At 64.2% G+C, this 22842-nt stretch carries 22 protein-coding genes and 3 tRNA genes; 14 read left to right on the top strand and 11 right to left on the bottom strand.

Annotated features, from left to right (window positions below):
* Positions 1–30 precede the first annotated feature (30 nt).
* Positions 31–2562 (top strand): [protein-PII] uridylyltransferase, encoded by a 2532-nt coding sequence (locus tag DA1_RS25215; RefSeq protein WP_081232016.1) that lies wholly within the window; start codon positions 31–33, stop codon positions 2560–2562.
* A gap of 82 nt (positions 2563–2644) precedes the next feature.
* On the opposite strand, the gene DA1_RS25210 is transcribed toward DA1_RS25215, so the two are convergent.
* Positions 2645–4138 carry a nucleobase:cation symporter-2 family protein gene (locus tag DA1_RS25210; RefSeq protein ID WP_012206653.1) on the bottom strand — a complete coding sequence of 498 codons (1494 nt, stop codon included), beginning with the start codon at positions 4136–4138 and terminating at the stop codon, positions 2645–2647.
* Positions 4139–4427: 289 nt separating this feature from the next.
* Positions 4428–4967, bottom strand: coding sequence for a peptide deformylase (def, locus tag DA1_RS25205; RefSeq protein WP_034396033.1), 540 nt, complete (start codon positions 4965–4967; stop codon positions 4428–4430).
* 278 nt (positions 4968–5245) lie between these two features.
* Here def and DA1_RS25200 point away from each other — a divergent pair, with 278 nt between their 5' ends.
* From DA1_RS25200 to DA1_RS25185, 4 genes are all read left to right on the top strand, one after another.
* Positions 5246–5614 carry a YbaN family protein gene (locus DA1_RS25200; RefSeq protein ID WP_049801494.1) on the top strand — a complete coding sequence of 123 codons (369 nt, stop codon included), beginning with the start codon at positions 5246–5248 and terminating at the stop codon, positions 5612–5614.
* 87 nt (positions 5615–5701) lie between these two features.
* Positions 5702–5777 (top strand) — tRNA-Asn (locus DA1_RS25195).
* Positions 5778–5830: 53 nt separating this feature from the next.
* A tRNA-Asn gene (locus DA1_RS25190) sits at positions 5831–5906 on the top strand.
* A 45-nt stretch (positions 5907–5951) separates the two neighbouring features.
* Positions 5952–6027 (top strand) — tRNA-Asn (locus DA1_RS25185).
* Between the two features lie 44 nt (positions 6028–6071).
* Here the strand turns inward: DA1_RS25185 and DA1_RS25180 are convergent.
* The gene (locus DA1_RS25180; protein ID WP_034396036.1) at positions 6072–6398 is read right to left on the bottom strand and encodes a hypothetical protein; all 327 of its coding nucleotides are present in this window, start codon (positions 6396–6398) and stop codon (positions 6072–6074) included.
* A 235-nt stretch (positions 6399–6633) separates the two neighbouring features.
* On the opposite strand from DA1_RS25180, the gene aat reads away from it, so the two are divergent.
* The 3 genes from aat to DA1_RS25165 all read left to right on the top strand — a co-directional run bounded on the left by aat (position 6634) and on the right by DA1_RS25165 (position 9118).
* On the top strand, positions 6634–7419 hold the full coding sequence (gene aat / locus DA1_RS25175; protein ID WP_034396040.1) for a leucyl/phenylalanyl-tRNA--protein transferase: 786 nt from the start codon (positions 6634–6636) through the stop codon (positions 7417–7419).
* Positions 7416–8165, top strand: coding sequence for an arginyltransferase (locus DA1_RS25170; protein ID WP_012206658.1), 750 nt, complete (start codon positions 7416–7418; stop codon positions 8163–8165). Before aat ends, DA1_RS25170 begins: the two co-directional genes overlap by 4 nt.
* Before the next feature lie 128 nt (positions 8166–8293).
* On the top strand, positions 8294–9118 hold the full coding sequence (locus tag DA1_RS25165; RefSeq protein WP_013801509.1) for an IclR family transcriptional regulator: 825 nt from the start codon (positions 8294–8296) through the stop codon (positions 9116–9118).
* Between the two features lie 111 nt (positions 9119–9229).
* On the opposite strand, the gene DA1_RS25160 is transcribed toward DA1_RS25165, so the two are convergent.
* The 7 genes from DA1_RS25160 to DA1_RS25130 form a co-directional block, all read right to left on the bottom strand.
* Positions 9230–10327 (bottom strand): serine hydrolase, encoded by a 1098-nt coding sequence (locus tag DA1_RS25160; protein ID WP_013801508.1) that lies wholly within the window; start codon positions 10325–10327, stop codon positions 9230–9232.
* Positions 10328–10446: 119 nt separating this feature from the next.
* Positions 10447–11985, bottom strand: a complete 1539-nt coding sequence (locus tag DA1_RS25155) for a 2-isopropylmalate synthase (protein ID WP_034396043.1) — start codon at positions 11983–11985, stop codon at positions 10447–10449.
* Positions 11986–12084: 99 nt separating this feature from the next.
* Entirely contained in the window at positions 12085–13776 is a 1692-nt protein-coding gene (gene leuA, locus DA1_RS25150; protein WP_034396046.1) for a 2-isopropylmalate synthase, read from the bottom strand.
* 226 nt (positions 13777–14002) lie between these two features.
* Positions 14003–14836, bottom strand: a complete 834-nt coding sequence (pssA, locus tag DA1_RS25145; protein WP_012206663.1) for a CDP-diacylglycerol--serine O-phosphatidyltransferase — start codon at positions 14834–14836, stop codon at positions 14003–14005.
* A 210-nt stretch (positions 14837–15046) separates the two neighbouring features.
* Positions 15047–16063 (bottom strand): ketol-acid reductoisomerase, encoded by a 1017-nt coding sequence (gene ilvC / locus DA1_RS25140; protein WP_012206664.1) that lies wholly within the window; start codon positions 16061–16063, stop codon positions 15047–15049.
* Positions 16064–16135: 72 nt separating this feature from the next.
* A complete protein-coding gene (gene ilvN, locus DA1_RS25135; protein ID WP_012206665.1) occupies positions 16136–16627 on the bottom strand; it encodes an acetolactate synthase small subunit in 492 nt (163 codons plus the stop codon).
* Positions 16628–16781: 154 nt separating this feature from the next.
* On the bottom strand, positions 16782–18563 hold the full coding sequence (locus DA1_RS25130; RefSeq protein ID WP_034398836.1) for an acetolactate synthase 3 catalytic subunit: 1782 nt from the start codon (positions 18561–18563) through the stop codon (positions 16782–16784).
* 277 nt (positions 18564–18840) lie between these two features.
* On the opposite strand from DA1_RS25130, the gene DA1_RS25125 reads away from it, so the two are divergent.
* The 6 genes from DA1_RS25125 to DA1_RS25100 are packed head-to-tail and all read left to right on the top strand — an operon-like array spanning position 18841 to position 22359.
* A complete protein-coding gene (locus DA1_RS25125) occupies positions 18841–19413 on the top strand; it encodes an RNA polymerase sigma factor (RefSeq protein ID WP_034396049.1) in 573 nt (190 codons plus the stop codon).
* A complete protein-coding gene (locus DA1_RS25120; RefSeq protein ID WP_034396052.1) occupies positions 19410–19868 on the top strand; it encodes a DUF3619 family protein in 459 nt (152 codons plus the stop codon). Before DA1_RS25125 ends, DA1_RS25120 begins: the two co-directional genes overlap by 4 nt.
* A gap of 20 nt (positions 19869–19888) precedes the next feature.
* Positions 19889–20740, top strand: a complete 852-nt coding sequence (locus tag DA1_RS25115; RefSeq protein ID WP_034398837.1) for a DUF3106 domain-containing protein — start codon at positions 19889–19891, stop codon at positions 20738–20740.
* Positions 20741–20769: 29 nt separating this feature from the next.
* Entirely contained in the window at positions 20770–21315 is a 546-nt protein-coding gene (locus DA1_RS25110; RefSeq protein ID WP_034396055.1) for an RDD family protein, read from the top strand.
* A gap of 40 nt (positions 21316–21355) precedes the next feature.
* A complete protein-coding gene (locus DA1_RS25105; protein ID WP_034396058.1) occupies positions 21356–21769 on the top strand; it encodes a diacylglycerol kinase in 414 nt (137 codons plus the stop codon).
* Positions 21766–22359, top strand: a complete 594-nt coding sequence (locus DA1_RS25100; RefSeq protein WP_012206672.1) for an LOG family protein — start codon at positions 21766–21768, stop codon at positions 22357–22359. Before DA1_RS25105 ends, DA1_RS25100 begins: the two co-directional genes overlap by 4 nt.
* A 101-nt stretch (positions 22360–22460) precedes the next feature.
* On the opposite strand, the gene DA1_RS25095 is transcribed toward DA1_RS25100, so the two are convergent.
* Positions 22461–22799 (bottom strand): P-II family nitrogen regulator, encoded by a 339-nt coding sequence (locus tag DA1_RS25095; protein ID WP_012206673.1) that lies wholly within the window; start codon positions 22797–22799, stop codon positions 22461–22463.
* Positions 22800–22842 lie beyond the last annotated feature (43 nt).

The raw sequence follows: 22842 nt of genomic DNA, 5'->3' as shown, positions 1-22842 counted from the left end.
GTGCAGTACGCCCGGGATCGCGGGCGCTGGATAGGCTCGCTGCTGGCGCCCACCATGGGCCGGCGCGGCGTGCGCCTGGTGCTGCAGCACCTGAGCGATCTGGCCGACACGCTGCTGCGCGCGCTGTGGCATCGCGCCGGCATGCCGCCCGAGGCCTGCCTGGCCGCCGTGGGCGGCTTCGGGCGCGCCCAGCTGTTTCCCTATTCCGACATCGACGTGCTGGTGCTGCTGCCAGCCGCTGGCACGGCAGATGCCGAGCTGGCCTCGCGCATCGAGAAATTCATCGGCAGTTGCTGGGACGCGGGCCTGGAGATCGGCTCCAGCGTGCGCACGCTGGCCGAATGCCTGGAGGAATCCGAGCGCGACCTGACGGTGCAGACCGCCCTGCTGGAATCACGCCGCATCTGCGGCAGCGAGCCGCTGTTCGCCGAGTTCCAGACGCGCTACCAGGCCCAGATGAATGCGCACGCCTTTCTGTCCGGCAAGCTGCTGGAAATGCGCCAGCGCCACAACAAGTACGAGAGCACGCCCTACTCGCTGGAGCCCAACTGCAAGGAATCGCCCGGCGGCCTGCGCGATCTGCACACCATGATCTGGCTGGCCCGTGCCGCAGGCCTGGGCAGCAGCTGGCAGGCCCTGGCCGGCAAGGGGTTGATCACCGATTTCGAGCGCCGGCAGCTCGAAGACAACGAAGCCCTGCTGAGCCTGATACGGGCTCGCCTGCATGCGGTGGCGGGCCGGCATGAGGACCGCCTGGTCTTCGACCAGCAGACCGCCGTGGCCGAGGCCTTTGGCTACCGCTCCACCTCGGCCGAGGGGCGCAAGCTGGCCATGCGCGCCAGCGAGACGCTGATGCGCCACTACTACTGGGCGGCCAAGGCCGTGACCCAGCTGTGCCAGATCCTGCGGCTGAACATCGAGGAGCGGCTGAACCCGCGACCCACGCCGCGCATCCGGCTGAACTCGCGCTTCTACGAGAAGGCCGGCACCATCGAGGTGGCCAGCGACGATCTCTACGAGCGCGAGCCGCACGCCATCCTCGAAACCTTTCTGATGTACGAGACCCATGTGGGCCTCACCGACCTGTCGGCGCGCACGCTGCGCGCGCTGTACGGCGCGCGTGACCTGATGGACGCGGCCTTCCGGCGCGACCCGGTCAACCGCGCCACCTTCATGAAGATCCTGCAGCAGCCCAGCGGCATCACGCACGCCATGCGGCTGATGAACCAGACCTCGGTGCTGGGGCGCTACCTTTGGCCGTTCCGGCGCATCGTGGGCCAGATGCAGCATGACCTGTTCCACGTCTACACGGTGGACCAGCACATCCTCATGGTGCTGCGCAATGTGCGGCGCTTTTTCATGGCCGAGCATGCGCATGAGTACCCGTTCTGCTCCCAGCTGGCCAGCGGCTGGGACAAGCCCTGGCTGCTGTACGTGGCCGCGCTGTTCCACGACATCGGCAAGGGCCGGGGTGGAGACCACTCCATCATCGGCGCCGTGGAGGCCAAGCGTTTTTGCCGCGCCCACGGCATTGCGCGCGCCGACGCCGAGCTGATCGAATTCCTCGTGCGCGAGCACCTGACCATGAGCCAGGTCGCGCAAAAGCAGGATCTGTCGGACCCCGAGGTGATCCAGGCCTTTGCCGAGCGCGTGGGCAACGAGCGCAACCTCACGGCCCTGTACCTGCTGACCGTGGCCGACATCCGCGGCACCAGCCCCAAGGTCTGGAGCGCCTGGAAGGGCAAGCTGCTGGAGGACACCTATCGCCTGACCTTGCGCGTCATGGGCGGACGCGCGCCCGATGCAGCCGCCGAAATCGAGGCCCGCCGCCGCGAGGCCCTGGTGCAGCTGGCACTGACAGCCCAGCCCTTCGAATCGCACAAGAAGCTCTGGGACACGCTGGGCGTGGACTATTTCATGCGCCACGAGGCGGCCGACATCGCCTGGCACACGCGCCACCTGTCGCGCCACGTGGGCACCACCCGCCCCGTGGTGCGCGCGCGCCGCTCCCTGGCCGGCGAGGGGCTGCAGGTGCTGGTCTACGCGCCTGACCAGCCCGATCTGTTCGCGCGCATCTGCGGCTACTTCGACCGGGCGGCCTTCTCCATTCTGGATGCGCGCGTGCACACGGCCCACAACAGCTATGCGCTGGACACCTTCCAGGTGGTCGCGCCCGCCATGCAGGAGCAGTACCGCGAGCTGATGCACATGGTCGAGAACGACCTGGTCGCCGCGCTGATGCAGGGCGGGCCGCTGCGCGAGCCATCCCCCCGGCGCCTGTCGCGCCGCGTCAAAAGCTTCCCCTTTGCGCCGCGCGTCACGCTGCAGCCCGACGAGAAAGCACAGCACTGGCTGCTGTCCATCTCGGCCACGGACCGCGCCGGCCTGCTCTACACCGTGGCGCGCATCCTGGCCCAGCACCACCTGAGCGTGCAATTGGCCAAGGTCAGCACGCTGGGCGAGCGCGTGGAAGACAGCTTTCTGATCGAGGGCGCCGAACTGCAGAACAACCAGCGCCAGCTGCTCATAGAAACCGAGCTGCTGCAGGCCTTGGCGGTCTGAACTTGTGGCGAAAAAAGGCCCGCCCTGTCAACCAGGGCGGGCCTTTTGCATCCAGGCGCTGGCGCTGGTGCGGGTGCGGCCGTCAGTGCATGGCAGCCGCAGGCGCCGACACCGTGGCCACTTCCTTGCCCTCGCGGTCATAGAGCTTGCCGTCGACCACCCGGTCGCCATCGGCCAGGGCAGACAGCACGGCCTCGCTGAGCACGCGCTCAGAACCTGCGCCGAACACCGAAGGCTCCTCGGGGTTGCCCTGCTTGAAGTGGTTGAAGACAAGGTTCAGCAGCAGCACGGTCACCGCCGTGGAGCTGATGCCCGAATGGAACATGGTGGCGAACCAGTCCGGGAAGTGGTGATAGAAGTCCGGCTTGACCATGGGCAGCACGCCCATGCCGATGGACGCCGCCACGATGATCAGGTTCATGTTGTTGTGATAGTCCACCTTGGCCAGCGTGCGGATGCCGCTGGCCGCCACCGTGCCAAAGAGCACCAGGCCCGCGCCGCCCAGCACCGAGGGCGGCACGCAGGCCACGATGCGCCCCATGATGGGCAGCAGGCCGAAGGCGATCAGGATCAGCCCGCTGAACGCCACCACATAGCGGCTCTTGATGCCCGTGACCGCGACCAGGCCCACGTTCTGGGCAAAGGCGCTCTGCGTGAACGAGCCGAAGAACGGCGCCACCACGCTGGACAGCATGTCGGCGCGCAGGCCGTCGGCCAGGCGGCGCGAATCCACGCGGGTGCCAACGATGTCGCCCACGGCCAGGATGTCGGCCGAGGTTTCCACCAGGGTCACCAGGATCACGATGGACATGGAAAGGGTCGCCGCCAGGCTGAAGGTCGGCCAGCCGAAGTGCAGCGGCATGGGCACGGCGAACCAGGCGCCGCTGCCCACCTCGGAAAAGTCGGACTTGCCGATCATGGCCGCAACCGCAGTGCCGATGACGATGGCCAGCAGGATGGACAGGCGCGAGATCATGGCGTTGCCCAGCTTGCTCAGTGCCAGCACGATGACCAGCGACAGGCCCGCCAGCCCGATGTTGCCCATGCTGCCGTAGTCGGCCGCCTGGGGATTGCCGCCCATGGCCCAGTGAGCCGCCACCGGCATCAGCGACAGGCCGATGATGGTGATCACGCAGCCATTGACCAGCGGCGGGAAAAACCGGGTGAGCTTGGAAAAAATGGGCGCAATGATCAGGCCGAATACCGAGGCAAAGAGCACGGCGCCCAGCACGCCCTGCATGCCGCCGCCCGTGTGCAGGATGCTGACCATGGTGGCCACGCCAGAGAAGGACACGCCCTGCACCAGCGGCAGGCGCGAGCCGAAGAACGGAATGCCCAGCGTCTGCAGCAGCGTGGCCAGCCCGCCCATGAAAAGGCAGGCCGTGATCAGCAGGCCCGTGTCGGCCGCCGACATGCCGGCCGCATTGGCCATGACCAGGGGCACGGCCACGATGCCTCCGTACATGGTCAGCACATGCTGCAAACCATAGAGGGTGTTGGCCGTGAGGCCGAGTTGCTCGTCCTCCGGGCGGATGTCTGTACCCAGGGCCGGCGCATTGCCAGAACTTTTTTCCATCGCTGTCTCCTTGTCCTCTTGTTCACAGAACGCCGGACAAGTACGCGGCAGCCGGATGGCGGCAGGCGCGCCCCCGCGCACCCTTTGCCGCCGACCCGATAGGCCGCGCTCTCCTGCATCCTGCATCGCGAAGCCCGGTGGCTGCTTGGCAGCTCTTGGCGGGCGAACGCACACAATCCCCGCCTTGGCGGGAAGTGCCAATGTACGGCGCCAGCATGGAAAAATTGTCTACCGATTTGTATACAAAGACCTGACCGAAGATCTTTGAATACGGGCAGCGCCCGCCCGCTCAGTCGTCCTCGGCCGCGCTGATGCCGGGGAACAGCACATCGGTGAAACCGAACTGGCTGAAGTCACGCATGCGCATGGGATAGAGCTTTCCCCAGAGGTGATCGCACTCATGCTGGACCACGCGCGCATGAAAGCCATCCACCGTGCGGTCGATGGCATCGCCAAACACATCGAAGCCCGTGTAGCGGATATGGTTCCAGCGCGGCACCATGCCGCGCATTCCCGGTACGGACAGGCAGCCTTCCCAGTCCAGTTGCTCTTCCTCGCCCATGGGCGTGATGACCGGGTTGATGAGCACGGTGCGCGGCACCACGGGCGCATCGGGGTATCGCGGATTGGGCAGGCCGGAGCCGAACACCACCATCTGCAGGTCCACGCCAATCTGCGGCGCGGCCAGCCCCGCGCCGTTGGCTGCATGCATGGTGTCCAGCAAATCGCTGAGCAGCAGGTGCAGATCGTCGGTGTCGAATTCGGTCACGGGCTGGGCGACGCGCAGCAGGCGCGGATCGCCCATCTTCAAAATGGTGCGGACAGTCATGGCAGTGCAAGGCTATGCATGTAAATGTGGGTTGCCAAGCATAGCGGCCGCCCGGCTCCCGGCCGCCCCCTGGCCACCTCTTGGCCGCCATGGCCACAGCGCGCTGGCACAATCGCAGCATGCCCAGCACCGCCAGAGAGTCATCCACCGCGTCCCCAGAGGACCGTGAGGCAGGCGCGCAGCAAATACCCACGGCACAGACCCTGGAGCCCGAGGCCACTGCGCAGGCAGGCACGGCGCCGGCCTTCCATGATGACGATCCCCCTCCCCTGCACCGCATGCCGGCCGCCCCGTTGCGCTGGGCGCTGCAGCTGTTTGCCTGCCTGAGCCTGGCCACGGGCATTGCCGGCATCTTCATTCCAGGATTGCCCACCACGGTGTTCGTGCTCATGGCCGGCTGGGCCGCGGCGCGCAGCTCGCAGCGCATGCACACCTGGCTGTGGCGCCATCGCCTGTTCGGCCCCATGCTGCGCAACTGGGCACGGGGCGGCTGCGTGAGCCGGCGCGCCAAATGGAGCGCCAGCGCCATGATGAGCCTGTGCGCCGTCATACTGCTGTGGACTCGCCCGCCCGCCTGGGTGCAGGCCGTGGCGCTGACCTCCATGGGCTGCGTGCTGGTATGGCTGTGGTTCAGGCCCGAGCCGTGAGAATGAAGGCCTGCAGCCGGCCTTCCTGAAAAAATTCCCCCGAGTTTTCTGTGACGTGTTTTTTACGTCATATAATCTAGGTCTTGTTCCTCAATAGCTCAGTTGGTAGAGCGCCGGACTGTTAATCCGTAGGTCCCTGGTTCGAGCCCAGGTTGAGGAGCCAAAAGAATTTCAAGATCTTGCAACCGCACAAGATCTCTGTCGATAGACGTGTATTCCTCAATAGCTCAGTTGGTAGAGCGCCGGACTGTTAATCCGTAGGTCCCTGGTTCGAGCCCAGGTTGAGGAGCCAAATTTCAGTGGCCTTGCAATCGCACAAGACCCAACGCCAACATATTCCTCAATAGCTCAGTTGGTAGAGCGCCGGACTGTTAATCCGTAGGTCCCTGGTTCGAGCCCAGGTTGAGGAGCCAGATGAAAAGCCCGCATGCCAACGCATGCGGGCTTTTTTGTTGGGTCAGGCTGCGCGCACCATGCCCACGGTGGGCGTGTTCGGTGGCGATGGAGTTGCAGCGGGCTCCACGGTGACGGGCTTGCTGTGCCTGGCATGTGCGCGGCGCGAAACATGGGCGGCACGGGATTGCTCGACACCCTCTTCCCATGCGCGCAGCTCTTCTTCCAGCCGTGCGGCACGTTCCGCATACATGTCAGCAGAGGACTTGTAGTACTCCGCGGCAATGGTGTGCTCCAGCATCGCCATGCGGGCTTCCTGCAGGTAGGCCCGGGTGCGACGGATATAGCGCGGCTCGGCAAAGCTTGCGCCAAAGATTTTGCTGAAAAACATCGCTCATCCTCCTTCGATGCCTTCACAGCGAAAGCCAAGCATCCGCAAGAAGACGGAACCAGCATAGCCCAAGCTTGCCAAGAGGCACTGTCCCCTGGCGCGACAAGGCCACGTAGGAGGTTCACTTACCCCGGCCAGGCGATGCCCTCGCATCCACGCAGCCCTCTTGCGCATGGTTTGTGCAAGACTGCGGCTGCAGAGAATACGAAACCATTTCCTCCGTCCGCACCCGATCATGTCCCATTCCCTCCCATGGCTCATCCCCCACCAGGCCTTCCCTCCTGTGGAAACGGCATGGGGCCCCAACGACCCCATCCCGGGCCTGCTGGCCGCAGGCGGCACGCTGGATGCCGCGCACCTGCGCATCGCCTACAGCCAGGGGATTTTTCCCTGGTTCAGCGAAGGCCAGCCCACGCTGTGGTGGTCGCCCGATCCACGCATGGTGCTGCAGACATCGCAGTTCCGGTTGCACCGCAGCCTGCGCAAGACATTGCAGCGCTTTCGCGCCACGCCGGGCTGTGAGATCCGCATCGACAGCGCATTCGAGACCGTGATGCAGCACTGCGCCCAGACGGTGCGCCACGACCAGGATGGCACCTGGATCGTGCAGGAAATTCTTGACGCCTATGCCGACCTGCACCACCAGGGTGCAGCCCACAGCGTGGAGACCTGGGTGGACGGACACCTGGTGGGCGGCCTGTATTGCGTGGCACTGGGCCGCGCCGTGTTTGGCGAATCCATGTTCGCGCATGCCACCGACGCATCCAAGATCGCGCTGGCGGCCCTGGTTGCGCTGTGCAGACACCAAGGCGCCGCGCAGATCGATTGCCAGCAGGCCACGCAGCATCTGGCCTCGCTGGGGGCGCGCGAAATGCCGCGCGCCCGGTTCCTGCAAACCGTGGCCGAGCAAAGCCAGCTGCCGCCCATGCGCTGGCGGTTCGAAAACGTATACTGGGACGCGTTGCTGCCACCGTCCGGCGAGGCTGGCGACACATCACCGGCTGCCGCCAGCACACCATGACGCACCCGAACGATCTTCCGCTGCAGGCCCTGCAGTTCTATGCCACCGCCGCCTATCCCTGTAGCTATCTCGATGGCCGGCTGGCGCGTTCGCAAGTGGCCACGCCCAGCCACCTGATCCAGAACAGCGCCTATTCGGAGCTGGTTTCACTGGGTTTTCGCCGCAGCGGAATGTTCACCTACCGGCCGTATTGCGACGGATGCCGAGCCTGCGTGCCGATGCGCATCCTGGTCCACGACTTCCGCCCCGACCGCAGCCAGCGCCGCGCCGCCGCGCGCCACGCCGATCTCACGGCATCGATCCAGCGCCTGCACTACTCGAACGAGCACTACCAGCTGTACCTGCGCTACCAGCAAAGCCGCCACAGCGGCGGAGGCATGGACCATGACAGCGTGGACCAGTACACCCAGTTCCTGCTGCAAAGCCGCGTCAACTCGCGCCTTGTGGAGTTCCGCACTCCCGCAGCCGATGGCGGCATCGGCACGTTGAAGATGGTCTCCATCCTCGATGTGCTGGAAGACGGGCTGTCTGCCGTCTACACCTTCTACGAGCCCAACGACCCCGCCAGCTACGGCACCTTCAATGTGCTGTGGCAGATCGACCAGGCCCGGTCCATGAGCCTGCCCTATGTCTACCTGGGCTACTGGATCGCCGACAGCCAGAAGATGAATTACAAGGCGCGCTTCCTGCCCCATGAAGTGCGCGTTGACGAGCGCTGGCAGCGCGTGGATCAGCTGCCGCGCTGATACAGCGTCACTCCACGCCTTTTCAGCGACATTTCTTATGCGCATAGCCGCTGTTTGCTGGCGGCACATATGCCGCCATGCCATGGCCGCCGCTAGAATGACCGAATGCCGAAACTCCACTCCGCCTCATGAAAAAAAACGATAACGCGGCCTCCCCCAAGCCCAGCGTCCAGGTCCTGGAACGCATGTTCACGTTGATCGACGTGTTGGCCTCGCGCGAGGAAGCGGTATCGCTCAAGGAGATCAGCGAGCGCACCGGCCTGCACCCCTCCACCACGCACCGCATCCTCAACGATCTGGCCATCGGCCGCTTTGTCGATCGCCCCGAATCGGGCAGCTACCGCCTGGGCATGCGCTTCCTGGAACTGGGCAATCTGGTCAAGGCCCGCCTGAGCGTGCGCGAAGCGGCCCTGATCCCCATGCGCCAGCTGCACAAGCAGATCCAGCAGCCGGTCAGCCTCAGCGTGCGCCAGGGCGATGAAATCGTCTATGTGGAACGCGCCTACAGCGAGCGCTCCGGCATGCAGGTGGTGCGCGCCATCGGCGGCCATGCGCCGCTGCACCTGACATCCAACGGCAAGCTGTTCCTGGCGGCGGACGATGCGCAACAGGTCCGCGCCTACGCCACGCGCACCGGCCTGCCCGGCAAGACGCACTTCAGCATCACGCGGCTGGCCGACATGGAAAACGAGCTGGACAAGGTACGCCACCATGGCGTGGCCCGCGACAACGAAGAGCTGGAACTGGGCGTGCGCTGCATGGCCGCCGGCATCTACGACGACCAGGGCAAGCTGGTGGCCGGCCTGTCCATCTCCGCTCCCGCCGACCGGCTGGACGAAAGCTGGATGTCCAAGCTCCAGTCCACCGCACAGGAGATCTCGGGCGCCCTGGGCTTCAACGCAACCCGCCCGGCGGCACCGCCACCCAACCCCTACGCGCGCAGCAGCCACTGAACAGCCGTCGGCCCCGTTGGCATTGGCCAGGGGCCATTGGCAAGACAGACCTCTGCCCACCAGAAACAACAAAGGCGCCATCGGCGCCTTTGTCGTGAGGGGAAAGAAAACTCAGCCCTTGACCTTGTGGATCATGGGATCGCCAGCCACCTGTCCCATGGACTCCACCCAGTGGCGCACGCGCTCGGCATCGCCGAGGCGGCTGAACTTTCCGGCCGAATCCAAGAAGACCATGATGATCTTGCGGCCAGCCACCTGCGCCTGCATGACCAGGCAGCGGCCCGCCTCGGAGATGTAGCCGGTCTTTTGCAGACCGATGTCCCAGGTGGGGCTCATCACCAGGCGGTTGGTGTTGTTGTACTGCAGCGTGCGGCGGCCAACGGCCACCTCATAGCCGGGCGAGGTGGTGTACTCGCGCACCAGCGGATCGCTGTGGGCCACATTGACGAGCACGGCCAGATCACGGGCACTGGACTGGTTGCGGCTGGACAGCCCGGTGGGCTCCACGTAGCGGGTATCGGTCATGCCCAGCAGACGGGCCTTGGCATTCATCTGCTGGACAAAGGCATCAAGGCCACCAGGGAAAGTGCGGCCCAGGGCGTGGGCAGCGCGATTTTCGCTGGACATCAGGGCCAGGTGCAGCATTTCACCGCGCGTGAGCGTGGTGCCGACGGCCAGGCGCGAGCTGCTGCCCTTTTCGGTATCCACGTCGTCCTGCGTGATGGTGATGGTTTCATCCATCGGCAGATGGGCCTGGGAAATCAGCAGGCCGGTCATCAGCTTGGTCAACGAGGCGATGGGCAAGACGGCATGGTCGTTCTTGCTCAGCAGCACCTCATGGGTGTCCTGGTCCAGGACCAGGGCCACGCTGCTCTTGAGATCCAGAGGATCGGCCACCGCATGCAGACCGGCCATCTGGCCAAAGGACAGGCGTGGCTCGTAGGCAACGGCGCGAATGGGGCTGGCCACGCTGCGTGCAGCGACGCGGCTGGGCTGGCGCGCGCTCTTGGCAACGCGCTTGCCCTGGGGAGCGGCCGTGGCGCGCTCCTTCACCGCCTTCTTCTTGACAGGGGCCACGGCCACCTGTTTCTTGGCAACTTTCTTGGCGGGCGCGGCATATGCGCCCGGAGCAGCAAGAGCACAACTCAGGGCCAGAAAGGACATGACCTGAGCAAATCGACCGAGGCGGGCACGGCGTAGGGTGGGCATGAGAAATGCTCCAAGCAGCAAGAATTTGTGACTAGACCTTACATTAATCGAAAAAGTCGCACTGTGACAATAACTTGTGCGACTTTTCGATAATTTAAGTGAAATTATAAGGCGAGTGCTTACCCCTGCGCAGCCACGATCTCTGCATTGCTGTGTAATTTGTTCAACGCGCTCAGATAGGCCTTGGCAGAAGCCACAACGATGTCAGGGTCGGCGCCCACGCCGTTGACCACGCGCCCGCTGCGCTGCAGGCGAACGGTCACTTCGCCCTGGCTTTCGGTGGAGCCGCTGATGGCGTTGACCGAGTACAGCAGCATCTCGGCACCGCTCTTCACCTCGGATTCGATGGCCTTGAACGAGGCATCGACCGGGCCATTGCCGTCGGACTGGGCCTTGATCTCTCGGCCGTCGCGGCTGAACACCACTGACGCATGTGGGCGCTCACCTGTCTCGCTTTGCTGGGCCAGCGAGATGAACTGGAAGGGGTCGGCCTGCTGATGCGCGTCCTGCTCGGTCACCAGGGCCAGGATGTCCTCGTCGAAGATCTCGCTCTTGCGGTCGGCCAGCTCCTTGAAGGCGGCGAAGGCGGTATTGATCGCGGCTTCGCTGTCCAGCTCCACGCCCAGCTCGTGCAAGCGCTGCTTGAAGGCGTTGCGGCCGCTGAGCTTGCCCAGCACGATCTTGTTGGCGCTCCAGCCCACGTCCTCGGCACGCATGATCTCGTAGGTGTCGCGCGCCTTGAGCACGCCGTCCTGGTGAATGCCGGAGGCGTGGGCGAAGGCGTTGGCCCCCACCACGGCCTTGTTGGGCTGCACCACGAAGCCGGTGGTCTGGCTGACCATGCGGCTGGCGGCCACGATGTGCAGGGCGTCGATGTTGACGTCCAGGCCAAAGTAATCCTTGCGCGTCTTGATGGCCATCACCACCTCTTCCAGCGAGCAGTTGCCGGCGCGCTCACCCAGGCCATTGATGGTGCATTCGATCTGGCGGGCGCCGCCGAGCTTGACGCCGGCCAGCGAGTTGGCCACGGCCATGCCCAGATCGTTGTGGCAGTGCACGCTCCAGACCGCCTTGTCGCTGTTGGGCACGCGCTCGCGCAGGTTCTTGATGAAGGCGCCGTAGAGCTCGGGAATGGCATAGCCCACGGTGTCGGGCACGTTGATCGTGGTTGCGCCCTCGGCGATCACGGTCTCGATGACGCGGCACAGGAAATCCGGGTCGCTGCGGTAGCCGTCCTCCGGGCTGAACTCGATGTCGGCAATCAGGTTGCGCGCAAAGCGCACGGATTGGCGCGCCTGCTCCAGCACCTGATCGGGCGTCATGCGCAGCTTTTTCTCCATGTGCAGCGCGCTGGTCGCAATGAAGGTGTGGATGCGCGCGCGGTTGGCGTCCTTGAGGGCTTCGGCCGCACGGGCGATGTCACGGTCATTGGCCCGCGCCAGCGAGCAGATAGTGGAGTCCTTGATGGCGCGCGCAATGGCCTGCACCGACTCGAAGTCACCGTTGGAGCTCGCCGCAAAACCGGCCTCGATCACATCGACCTTCAGCCGTTCGAGCTGGCGCGCGATGCGCAGCTTCTCGTCGCGGGTCATGGAGGCACCGGGCGACTGCTCGCCGTCACGCAAGGTGGTGTCGAAAATGATCAATTGGTCGGTCATGGGGAGTCTCGTCTTTCTTGTGGATGCGAAGCCCCTGCCCACGGGCAGGCGATGAAAAAAGCCGGTGCGCTTGTGGCTGCACCGGCTCGGGAACGAAATTCAGGCGGCAACCGCCTCCTGCTCCACCGCATTCTCGGCGGAGGGAACACGCTGCAAGCCCGACATGATGGCCCGGAACGAGGCAGAGACGATATTCGCATCGACCCCGACGCCGTAGCACACGTGGGACTCATCCACGCGCAGTTCCACATAGGCGATGGCCTTGGCGTTGGCACCTTCGCCAATGGCGTGCTCGGCATAGTCCAGCACGCGCACCGCGCGGCCGCTGTGCTCGCTCAGCGCCTGCACGAAGGCGTCGATCGGGCCCGTGCCCTCGGCCTCGACCGTGCGCTTGCCGCCCTCGACAGCCAGGTCGGCCGACAGGCTGACCACACCATCGTTCTCGCTCAGCCGGTAGTGCGGCGCCTGCACGGATTGCAGGCCGTATTCGCGCTGGAACAGATTCCACAGGTCGGCGGCAGCCAATTCCTTGCCACTGGCATCCATCTCGCGCTGCACGACCTGGCTGAACTCGATCTGCAGGCGGCGCGGCAACTGGAGGCCATATTCGCTTTCAAGCAGATAGGCGATGCCGCCCTTGCCCGACTGGCTGTTGACGCGGATCACGGCCTCATAGCTGCGACCCAGGTCCTTGGGATCGATGGGCAGATAGGGCATGTCCCAGACGTCGCCTTCCTTGCGGTCGGCGAAGGCCTTCTTGATCGCATCCTGGTGCGAGCCAGAGAACGAGGTGTAGACCAGATCGCCCACATAGGGATGGCGCGGGTGCACGGGCAACTGGTTGCAATGCTCGACCGTGCTGCGGATGCCGTCGATATCGGAGAAATCCAGCCCGGGCGACACGCCCTGGATATACATGTTCAGCGCCACGTTGACCACGTCGAGGTTGCCCGTGCGCTCGCCGTTGCCGAACAGGCAGCCTTCGAGGCGGTCGGCACCGGCCATCAGCGCGAGCTCGGCCGTGGCCGTGCCGGTGCCGCGATCGTTGTGGGGATGGACGGACAGCACGATGGAATCACGGCGCTGGATGTGGCGGTGCGTCCACTCCACCATGTCGGCAAACAGATTGGGCGTGGAATGCTCCACCGTGGTGGGCAGGTTGATGATGCACTTGCGCTCGGGCGTGGGCTGCCATACATCGGTGACGGCATCGATGACGCGCTTGGAAAACTCCAGCTCGGTGTCCGAATACATCTCGGGCGAGTACTGGAAGGTCCACTGCGTCTGGGGGTAGCCGGCAGCGATCTCGTTGAACATGCGGGCATTGGTGGTGGCCAGCTCGACGATCTCGTCTTCACTCATGTTCAACACCACGCGGCGCATCACGGGCGCGGTGGCGTTGTACAGATGGACGATGGCACGGGGCACGCCTTCGAGCGCTTCGAAGGTACGGCGGATGAGGTGCTCGCGCGCCTGGGTCAGCACCTGGATGGTCACGTCATCGGGAATGCGGTTTTCCTCGATGAGCTTGCGCATGAAGTCGAACTCCACCTGCGAAGCGGAGGGAAAACCGACCTCGATCTCCTTGAAGCCGATCTTCACCAGTTGCTCGAACATGCGCATCTTGCGATCGATGTCCATCGGCTCGATCAACGCCTGGTTGCCATCGCGCAGATCCACGCTGCACCAGATCGGAGCCTTGGTAATCGTCGCGTCGGGCCAGCTGCGATTTTGCAGACGCACGGGAGCGAAAGCGAACGGACGGTACTTGGTCGAAGGGTTTTGCAACATGGCTGAAGTGCTTTCTATCGTCTAGGTAAAAACAAGACCCACCTGCTCCAGCGACCCCACAAATGCAAAACGGCCCGTCGCTGGTGCAAACGGGCCGTGAAAGTAGGTATGTACGCGCGCGCTACTGTCTCTGCCCGTTGGACATCAGTAGTAGAGCTAGCGACAGGTATTGCATTCGGACGACTTTAGCACAGGTTCACAAAGGCTGTGAAGATGCTGCGCCGCATCACTTGTGCAGGCCGCGCTCCTCGGGCTCGTCGGTCGAGGTGCTGATGACGCTGGTGCGCTGACCCTTGGCCTTGCGCCAGGCGTAGACGCCATAGCCCGAGAAACCGTAGAGCAGGAACACGCCGAACAGCACGATAGGCGGGTGGATGTTGATGATGGCAATGCCCAGCGCAATCAGCACGATGGCGGCAAACGGCACGCTCTTCTTGAAGTGCACGTCCTTGAAGCTGTAGAACGGCACATTGGTGACCATGGTCAGGCCCGCGTACAACGTCAGGAAGAACATGATCCAGGTGATCTGCGTCCAGCTCAGCCAGGCATCCTGCCCGCGCAGCAGGCCCGCCTCGTCCAGCAGCCAGATGAAGCCCGTGACCAGCGCCGCCGCCGCAGGCGAAGGCAGGCCCTGGAACCAGCGCTTGTCCACCGTGCCGGTATTCACGTTGAAACGCGCCAGCCGCAGTGCAGCGCAGGCGCAATAGACAAAGGCGGCAATCCAGCCCCAGCGACCAATGCCCTTGAGCGCCCATTCATAGGCGATCAAGGCCGGAGCGGCTCCGAAGGACACCATGTCCGACAGCGAGTCCATCTGTTCGCCAAAGGCGCTTTGCGTATTGGTCATGCGTGCCACGCGGCCGTCAAGACTGTCCAGCACCATGGCGCAGAACACGCCTGCGGCAGCCAGTTCGAAGCGGCCATTCATGGCCATCACGATGGCGTAGAAGCCACCGAACAGCGCAGCCAGCGTGAACAGGTTGGGCAGGATGTAGATACCCTTGCGGCGCTTGCGCACCACCACGCCCTCAATCTCGTTGGACTCATTGTGGTTTTGCATCAATCCAGCCTCCAGCACAGCGCCTACGGGCGCGGGCAGCTATTAAAACGATAGTATTCTAAGGGAGCGGACTGCGCCGCCCCGAAAGGGTCAGTGTACCTGCGCGCCGCACCCCTTCCCTGCACGAAAAAGGCCACCCGTCGGGGTGGCCTTGTCCTGCACCTTGCGTAGGCCGCTTGCGCGACCCAGACAAGATGGAATGCAGCAATCTCAGTTGCGGCTCTGGTCAACCAGCTTGTTCTTGGAGATCCAGGGCATCATGGCGCGCAGCTGGCCACCGACCTTCTCGATGGCATGGTCGGCGTTCATGCGGCGGCGGGCCGTCATGCTCGGGTAGTTGGTGCGGCCTTCCTGGATGAACATCTTGGCGTATTCGCCCGTCTGGATGCGCTTGAGGGCAGCACGCATGGCTTCGCGCGACTTGTCGTTGATGACTTCGGTACCCGTCACGTACTCGCCGTATTCGGCGTTGTTCGAGATGGAGTAGTTCATGTTGGCGATGCCGCCTTCGTACATCAGGTCCACGATGAGCTTGAGCTCATGCAGGCACTCGAAGTAGGCCATTTCGGGAGCGTAGCCGGCTTCGGTCAGGGTCTCGAAGCCCATCTTCACCAGTTCCACCGCGCCGCCGCACAGAACGGCTTGCTCGCCGAACAGGTCGGTCTCGGTTTCTTCCTTGAAGTTGGTCTCGATGATGCCGCCCTTGCCGCCGCCGTTGGCCATGGCATAGGACAGGGCCAGGTCACGGGCCTTGCCGGACTTGTCCTGGTACACAGCGATCAGCGAAGGCACGCCGCCGCCCTTCAGGTACTCGGAACGCACGGTGTGGCCAGGACCCTTGGGGGCGACCATGATCACGTCCAGATCGGCGCGGGGCACGACTTGGTTGTAGTGGATGTTGAAGCCGTGGGCAAAGGCCAGCGTGGCGCCTTGCTTGATGTTGGGGGCCACGTTGTTGTTGTAGACCTCGGGGATGTTCTCATCCGGCAGCAGGATCATGACCAGGTCGGCGGACTTCACGGCGTCATCGACTTCCGCGACGGTCAGGCCAGCCTTGGCGACCTTGTCCCAGGAAGCGCCGCCCTTGCGCAGGCCGACCACGACCTTCACGCCGCTTTCGTTCAGGTTTTGCGCGTGTGCGTGGCCCTGGCTGCCGTAGCCGATGATGGCAACGGTCTTGCCCTTGATCAGGCTCAGGTCACAGTCCTTGTCGTAGAAAACTTTCATGTTGGCTCCAGGCTTCGTGTGTGTAGGGGTTGAAAAGGGGAAGGGGACAGGTTTCAGGTGCGTTGCAGCGCATCAAACGCGCAGGATGCGTTCGCCGCGGCCGATGCCGCAGGAGCCGGTGCGCACGGTTTCCAGAATGGCCGTGCGGTCCAGCGCCTGCAGGAAGGCGTCGTTCTTGGATTGGTCGCCGGTCAGCTCGACCGTGTAGCTCTTTTCGGTCACGTCGATGATGCGGCCGCGGAAGATGTCCGCCATGCGCTTCATCTCCTCGCGTTCCTTGCCCACGGCGCGGACCTTGACCATCATGAGTTCGCGCTCGGTATAGGAGCCTTCGGTCAGGTCCACGACCTTGACGACCTCGATCAGGCGATTCAGGTGCTTGGTTATCTGCTCGATCACGTCTTCGGAGCCATTCGTCTGAATGGTCATGCGCGACAGCGATGCGTCTTCCGTGGGGGCCACGGTCAGCGATTCGATGTTGTAGCCGCGGGCCGAGAACAGGCCCACCACGCGCGACAAGGCTCCCGGCTCGTTTTCGAGCAGCACGGCAATGATGTGTTTCATGAAAGAAAGATTCCTCTTTTCGCTGCCCTCCCCCGGCGCCGGTAAACGTCGGGCTTGGCAGGCAATAGATTCGTCAAAGGGGCCGCCTCGAGGACGGCTTACTGGAACGGATGCGGCAGGAATGAACCCGGGCAAATCCCGCAAGGGACCATACTCAGAGGTCGTCAGCTCCCAGCAGCATCTCGGTGATCCCACGGCCGGCCTGCACCATGGGGAACACATTCTCGGTGGGATCGGTACGGAAGTCCATGAACACCGTGCGGTCCTTGAGCTTGCGTGCCTCGCGCAGGGCGGGCTCCACGTCCTCGGGGCGCTCGATCAGCATGCCCACGTGGCCATAGGCCTCGGCCAGCTTCACGAAGTTGGGCAGCGAGTCCATGTAGCTGCTGCTGTAGCGACCCGAGTACTCGATCTCCTGCCACTGGCGCACCATGCCCAGGTAGCGGTTGTTCAGCGACACCACCTTGACCGGCGTGTTGTACTGCAGGCAGGTGGCCAGCTCCTGGATATTCATCTGGATGGAGCCTTCACCCGTGATGCAGAACACCTCGGATTCAGGCTTGGCCAGCTTGATGCCCATGGCGTAGGGCAGGCCCACGCCCATGGTGCCCAGGCCGCCGGAGTTGATCCAGCGGCGCGGCTCGTCGAAGCGGTAGTACTGCGCGGCCCACATCTGATGCTGGCCCACGTCGGACGTGATGTAGGCATCGGCGTCGCGGGTCATGTTCCACAGCGTCTCCACCACGTACTGGGGCTTGATGACCGAGCCATCGCCACGGCTGTACTGCAGGCAGTCGCGGCTGCGCCAGCCTTCGATGGTCTCCCACCATTGGCCCAGGGCCGCTGCGTCGGGACGGGCACTTGCCTCGCGGATCATGGAGATCAGCTCGGTCAGCACCTCCTTGACGTCGCCCACGATGGGCACGTCCACCTTCACGCGCTTGGAGATGGAAGAGGGATCGATGTCGATGTGGATGATCTTGCGCTCCACCGACATGAAATGCTTGGGGTTGCCGATCACGCGGTCATCGAAGCGTGCACCCACCGCCAGCAGCACGTCGCAGTTCTGCATGGCATTGTTGGCTTCGATGGTGCCGTGCATGCCCAGCATGCCCAGGAACTTGCGGTCGCTGGCCGGATAGGCGCCCAGGCCCAGCAGCGTATGCGTGACCGGGTAGCCCAGCATGTCCACCAGCGTGCGCAGCTCGTTGCAGGCATTGCCCAGCAGAACGCCGCCGCCCGTGTAGATATAGGGTCGCTTGGCGGCCAGCAGCAACTGCAGCGCCTTGCGGATCTGGCCGGCATGGCCCTTGCGCACCGGGTTGTAGGAGCGCATCTCCACCTTGTCGGGGTAGCCTGCGTAGAGCGCCTTCTTGAAGGACACGTCCTTGGGGATGTCCACCACCACGGGGCCGGGACGGCCGGTGCGCGCGATGTGGAAGGCCTTCTTCATCGTGTCCGCCAGCTCGCGCACATCCTTCACCAGGAAGTTGTGCTTGACGATGGGGCGGGTGATGCCGACGGTGTCGCATTCCTGGAACGCATCGGTGCCGATGTAGGCCGTCGAGGTCTGGCCGCTGATCACGACCAGGGGAATGGAATCGGTGTAGGCGGTGGCAATGCCGGTCACGGCGTTGGTCAGGCCGGGACCCGAAGTCACCAGGGCCACGCCGACTTCACCCGTGGCACGGGCAAAACCGTCTGCCGCATGCACTGCCGCCTGTTCATGGCGCACCAGCACATGCTGAATGGAATCTTGTTTGTAGAGGGCGTCGTAGATGTACAGAACCGCACCGCCCGGATAGCCCCAAAGCTGCTTGACACCTTCGGCCTGCAGGGACTTGACGAGGATCTCGGAGCCCATCAGCTCCTGGGGTGCATGGGACTGCGACGCCGCTGCTGCCGCGCTGGAGTACTCGGCTTTGGAAATTTCCATGATCAACCTTTGTGAATTTCTCTAACGAAAAACCTTGGGTGCCCCTTGCCTGAAGCCCTTGTGAGGCCGGTGCGGGACTTAGGACCAACAGACATGGGCGAGTGAGTAAACGCCGGACCGTGACCCGTTTGCCTTTTTGAATTGCAGCAGACATTATCGCACTGCAACAAGCCTGCGCGCCATCCTGCGAAAAAAATTGACAGTGCGGTGCGATAATCAGGCCCCGCACCCGTTCAGCCCCTCATCAACGAGCCCCTCATCCGGGCCTGCGTTCCTTTTGGCAACCGAGCAAGAACTATCCGACTTCCTCAAAAGCGTAGAAAAGCGAGCCTTCAAGCGCAGCTTTTTTCACGTCCGGGATGAGGAGGCGGCGCTGGACATCGTGCAGGACAGCATGCTCAAGCTGGCGCAGCACTATGGCGACAAGCCCATCAACGAGCTGCCCATGCTGTTCCAGCGCATCCTGTCCAACAGCACGCTGGACTGGTTTCGCCGGCAAAAAACGCAGAACGCCCTCTTCACCCGCATGAGCGATCTGGAGGCGTCGGCCAGCGACGATGCGGACTTCGACTGGCTCGAAACCTATGCCGACTCCGGCCAGAACGGCGAAACCGCCCGCAGCGCCGAAGATCTGACCGAGCGGGCCCAGATTTTGCAAAGCATTGAAAAAGAGATACAGGAGCTTCCAGCACGTCAACGCGAAGCTTTCCTGATGCGTTATTGGGAAGAGATGGACGTCGCGGAGACCGCTGCCGCGATGGGGTGTTCCGAAGGAAGTGTAAAAACACATTGTTTCCGCGCCATCCAGACATTGAGCAAGGCACTGAAGGCCAAAGGAATCGAGCTATGAAGACTGCGCCCACTCTCACTCTCCACAGCGAAATGGCGGCCGACCGCATCGCACGCCGGATCACCGCGCGCCTGGGTGACGGCGAGGCGTTGCTGCCATACGACATCACCGAGCGGCTGCGCGCTGGGCGCGAGCGCGCCCTGTCCGTTCGCCGGCGCGAGCTGCGGTCTGCACCGCTGCAGACCGCCAGCGCAACCCAGGCCCAGGGCGGCACGCTGACGCTGGGCTCGGGCGACGAGGGCGGCACCTGGTGGCGCGCGCTGATCTCGGCCGTGCCGGTGCTGGCGTTGATCGTTGGCCTGGTGGTCGTCAACGTGCAGACGGACCAGACAGGTCTGACCGAGGTTGCCGAGGTGGATACCGCCTTGCTGACCGATGATCTGCCGCCCGCCGCCTACGCCGACCCCGGCTTCATCCAGTACCTGAAGACTTCGGCCACCAACACGGAACGCTGATCCCCGCCTTGCCTGCCTGCATGCCCACTGATTCACGCGCCGCGTTCCACCGCTCAGCCGCCGCCATCCTGGCGGCGGTGCTGTTGATGGCGCTGGCCTGGACCGGCTGGCGCGTCGTGCAGCAGGTACGACTGGCACCCAGCACCGTCTCGCCGGCCACGATCGCAGCCTCCAAGACCCTGCACGGTGATGCAGCCACACGCCAGCGCGCCACGGACCTGGCCTCCGGCCCGCGCTGGGCAGAGCTGACACCGGCGCAGAGCAGCGTGCTTGAACCCCTGTCCGAGCGCTGGTCCATGATGGATGCGCTGCAAAAGCGCCGCTGGATGGCGCTGGCCGAGGGCTGGGACAAGCTCAGCGAGAAAGAGCAGGAAAAGCTGCGCGATCGCATGCAGACCTGGTCCAGCCTCAGCGCCCAGCAACGCAGCCAGGCCCGCCTGAATTTCGCCCTGACCAACCGCCTGGCCACAGACAAGCGCGCCCAGTGGGAGGCCTACCAGGCGCTCAGCGACGAGGAAAAACGCCTGCTGGCCGCGCGCGCCGCGCCCAAGGCCAAGGGCGCCGCCACCGCCATAGAGCCCGTGGCCCCCAAGCGGCTGGCGCGGATTCCGGCGGCCTCGGTGGCTCCGGCCACCATTCCGAATCCGCCGAAGATTCCGCCCGCCACCATCTACAACCCGCCGCTCCCCGTACCTCCGGCCCCATCCCCTCCAGGTGTGGAAACCCATCCCGTGCGCCCGCCGGCGCTGGTGGAGACGGCGCCGGTGGAAGTGCCCTCGGCCACGCCCATGCCTTTGCCGCCCATGGAACTGCATGACAGCCCCGATGCTGCATCCCAGCCATCGCACGGCGAAGCGCCCCTCTCGCATTGACGCACTGACGCACCGATCTCCCCGTCCGCATGACGAACGCCACATCCCCCGCCTCCACCACGGCAGCCGCAATCGCAGCATCCCCACAGATGGCCCCGCGACTGGCGCGGCGCATGGCCTGCTGGCTCTACGAGGGCATGCTGCTGTTCGGCGTGGTCTTCATTGCAGGCTATCTGTTCGGCACCCTGTCGCAGACACGCAATGCCATGGACAACCGCCATGCGCTGCAGGCCTTCATGTTCGTGGTGCTGGGGATCTACTTCGTCTGGTTCTGGTCCAAGGGCCAGACGCTGGCCATGAAGACCTGGCACATCCGCCTGGTGGATGCGGCAGGCCAGCCCGTCAGCCAGTTGCGCGCGCTGCGGCGCTATGTGTTCAGCTGGATCTGGCTGCTGCCGCCACTGGCGGCCTATTCGACCGGCGTGCCTGCACTGACCACGCTGATGCTGCTGGTGCTGTGGGTAGCGCTCTGGGCGCTTCTGAGCCGCTTTCATCCGCGCCGGCAGTTCTGGCATGACGCATGGGCTGGCACCCAGTTGATCCACCAGGCCCCGGCGCCCAGGAAAAAGCGCTGACAGCCCCAGAGGCAGCGTCGCATCTCCTACACTCGCAAGCATGCCCGCCGCATCTCCCGACCCGACCGACAGTGCACCTGTCAATCCCCAGAAAAGCCGCACAGGCCTGACGCGTGTCTGGCACGCGGCAGGCTATTCGCTGGCAGGCCTTCGCGCCGGATGGAATGAAAAAGCCTTCCGCCAGGAAGCGCTCGCCGCCATCGTGCTGATCCCTGCCGCCTTCTGGCTGGGAAGCAGCTGGATCGAGGTCGCACTGCTGGCGGGCACCGTCTTGCTGGTGCTGATCGTGGAGCTGCTCAACAGCGGCATCGAGGCCGTGGTCGATCGCATAGGCCCCGAATGGCACGTTCTGTCCAAGCAGGCCAAGGACATGGGCAGCGCGGCCGTGATGCTGGCGCTGCTGCTGTGCGCCGGCGTCTGGCTGGCCGCCCTCTATCAACGGTTCATTGCATGACAAATCCCACGTTTTCCATTTGTGTGTATTGCGGCTCGCGCCCCGGCGACCAGCCCGGATTCATTGAGGCGGCCCGCGCCACCGGCCGCTGGATCGGCGAGCACGGCGGCCAGCTGGTCTATGGAGGCGGCCGCAGCGGCCTGATGGGCGAGGTGGCCGAGGCCACACGACAGGCCGGCGGCCGCGTCGTGGGCGTGATCCCGCAGGCGCTGGTGGACAAGGAACTGGCCAACCATGCCTGCGATGAACTGCACATCGTCCAGACCATGCACGAGCGCAAGGCCATGATGGCCGAACGCAGCGATGCCTTCGTCGCCCTGCCCGGCGGCATAGGCACCTTCGAGGAATTGTTCGAGGTCTGGACCTGGCGCCAGCTGCGCTATCACGACAAGCCCATCGGCCTGCTCAATGTGGATGGCTACTACGACAGCATGCTGCAGTTCCTGCAGACCTGCGTGGGCCATGGCTTCATGGGCGAGTGGCAGATGGGACTGATCGAAAGCGGCAGCGACATCCCCACGCTGCTGCAATCCCTGGTGCAGAACGCCGGCACCGGCCTGGAGACTGCGCCCTTGCGCGCCGTGATCTGAACAGAAGCGGAAACGGAAACGGCCACCCTTGAGAGGATGGCCGCCAGCGTCGAGATATCAAGAATGCAGGGCGCCGAATGCGCCCTGCCCTGCTCTCGGACTCAAATGGCTCCGTCGTCGAGCTCGCCGGTACGGATGCGCACCACGCGCTCCACGGCCGTGACGAAGATCTTGCCGTCACCGATCTTGCCCGTGCGCGCCACGTTGACGATGGCGTCCACGCAGCGGTCCACGTCCTCGGTGCGGACCACGACCTCGATCTTCACCTTGGGCAGGAAGTCCACCACGTACTCAGCGCCGCGGTAAAGCTCGGTATGGCCCTTCTGGCGGCCAAAGCCCTTGACCTCGGTGACGGTCAGGCCGTTGACGCCGCAGTCGGCCAGTGCCTCGCGGACCTCTTCCAGCTTGAACGGCTTGATGATGGCGGTGATCATTTTCATGGGGTGAACTCCTCAGTGCATGCAATACGGGGCAAGACGGCTG

This window comes from Delftia acidovorans NBRC 14950 (assembly GCF_001598795.1).
GTDB classification, from domain to species: domain Bacteria; phylum Pseudomonadota; class Gammaproteobacteria; order Burkholderiales; family Burkholderiaceae_C; genus Comamonas; species Comamonas acidovorans.
This window is presented reverse-complemented; position numbering and strand designations above follow the sequence as displayed.

What these genes read in the sequence shown, in the direction of transcription:
- DA1_RS25210 (WP_012206653.1), bottom strand. Translation starts at nt 4,138, where the DNA reads ATGGAAAAAAGTTCTGGCAATGCGCCGGCCCTGGGTACAGACATCCGC.
- def (WP_034396033.1), bottom strand. Translation starts at nt 4,967, where the DNA reads ATGACTGTCCGCACCATTTTGAAGATGGGCGATCCGCGCCTGCTGCGC.
- DA1_RS25200 (WP_049801494.1), top strand. Translation starts at nt 5,246, where the DNA reads ATGCCGGCCGCCCCGTTGCGCTGGGCGCTGCAGCTGTTTGCCTGCCTG.
- DA1_RS25180 (WP_034396036.1), bottom strand. Translation starts at nt 6,398, where the DNA reads ATGTTTTTCAGCAAAATCTTTGGCGCAAGCTTTGCCGAGCCGCGCTAT.
- aat (WP_034396040.1), top strand. Translation starts at nt 6,634, where the DNA reads ATGTCCCATTCCCTCCCATGGCTCATCCCCCACCAGGCCTTCCCTCCT.
- DA1_RS25170 (WP_012206658.1), top strand. Translation starts at nt 7,416, where the DNA reads ATGACGCACCCGAACGATCTTCCGCTGCAGGCCCTGCAGTTCTATGCC.
- DA1_RS25165 (WP_013801509.1), top strand. Translation starts at nt 8,294, where the DNA reads ATGAAAAAAAACGATAACGCGGCCTCCCCCAAGCCCAGCGTCCAGGTC.
- DA1_RS25160 (WP_013801508.1), bottom strand. Translation starts at nt 10,327, where the DNA reads ATGCCCACCCTACGCCGTGCCCGCCTCGGTCGATTTGCTCAGGTCATG.
- DA1_RS25155 (WP_034396043.1), bottom strand. Translation starts at nt 11,985, where the DNA reads ATGACCGACCAATTGATCATTTTCGACACCACCTTGCGTGACGGCGAG.
- leuA (WP_034396046.1), bottom strand. Translation starts at nt 13,776, where the DNA reads ATGTTGCAAAACCCTTCGACCAAGTACCGTCCGTTCGCTTTCGCTCCC.
- pssA (WP_012206663.1), bottom strand. Translation starts at nt 14,836, where the DNA reads ATGCAAAACCACAATGAGTCCAACGAGATTGAGGGCGTGGTGGTGCGC.
- ilvC (WP_012206664.1), bottom strand. Translation starts at nt 16,063, where the DNA reads ATGAAAGTTTTCTACGACAAGGACTGTGACCTGAGCCTGATCAAGGGC.
- ilvN (WP_012206665.1), bottom strand. Translation starts at nt 16,627, where the DNA reads ATGAAACACATCATTGCCGTGCTGCTCGAAAACGAGCCGGGAGCCTTG.
- DA1_RS25130 (WP_034398836.1), bottom strand. Translation starts at nt 18,563, where the DNA reads ATGGAAATTTCCAAAGCCGAGTACTCCAGCGCGGCAGCAGCGGCGTCG.
- DA1_RS25120 (WP_034396052.1), top strand. Translation starts at nt 19,410, where the DNA reads ATGAAGACTGCGCCCACTCTCACTCTCCACAGCGAAATGGCGGCCGAC.
- DA1_RS25115 (WP_034398837.1), top strand. Translation starts at nt 19,889, where the DNA reads ATGCCCACTGATTCACGCGCCGCGTTCCACCGCTCAGCCGCCGCCATC.
- DA1_RS25110 (WP_034396055.1), top strand. Translation starts at nt 20,770, where the DNA reads ATGACGAACGCCACATCCCCCGCCTCCACCACGGCAGCCGCAATCGCA.
- DA1_RS25105 (WP_034396058.1), top strand. Translation starts at nt 21,356, where the DNA reads ATGCCCGCCGCATCTCCCGACCCGACCGACAGTGCACCTGTCAATCCC.
- DA1_RS25100 (WP_012206672.1), top strand. Translation starts at nt 21,766, where the DNA reads ATGACAAATCCCACGTTTTCCATTTGTGTGTATTGCGGCTCGCGCCCC.
- DA1_RS25095 (WP_012206673.1), bottom strand. Translation starts at nt 22,799, where the DNA reads ATGAAAATGATCACCGCCATCATCAAGCCGTTCAAGCTGGAAGAGGTC.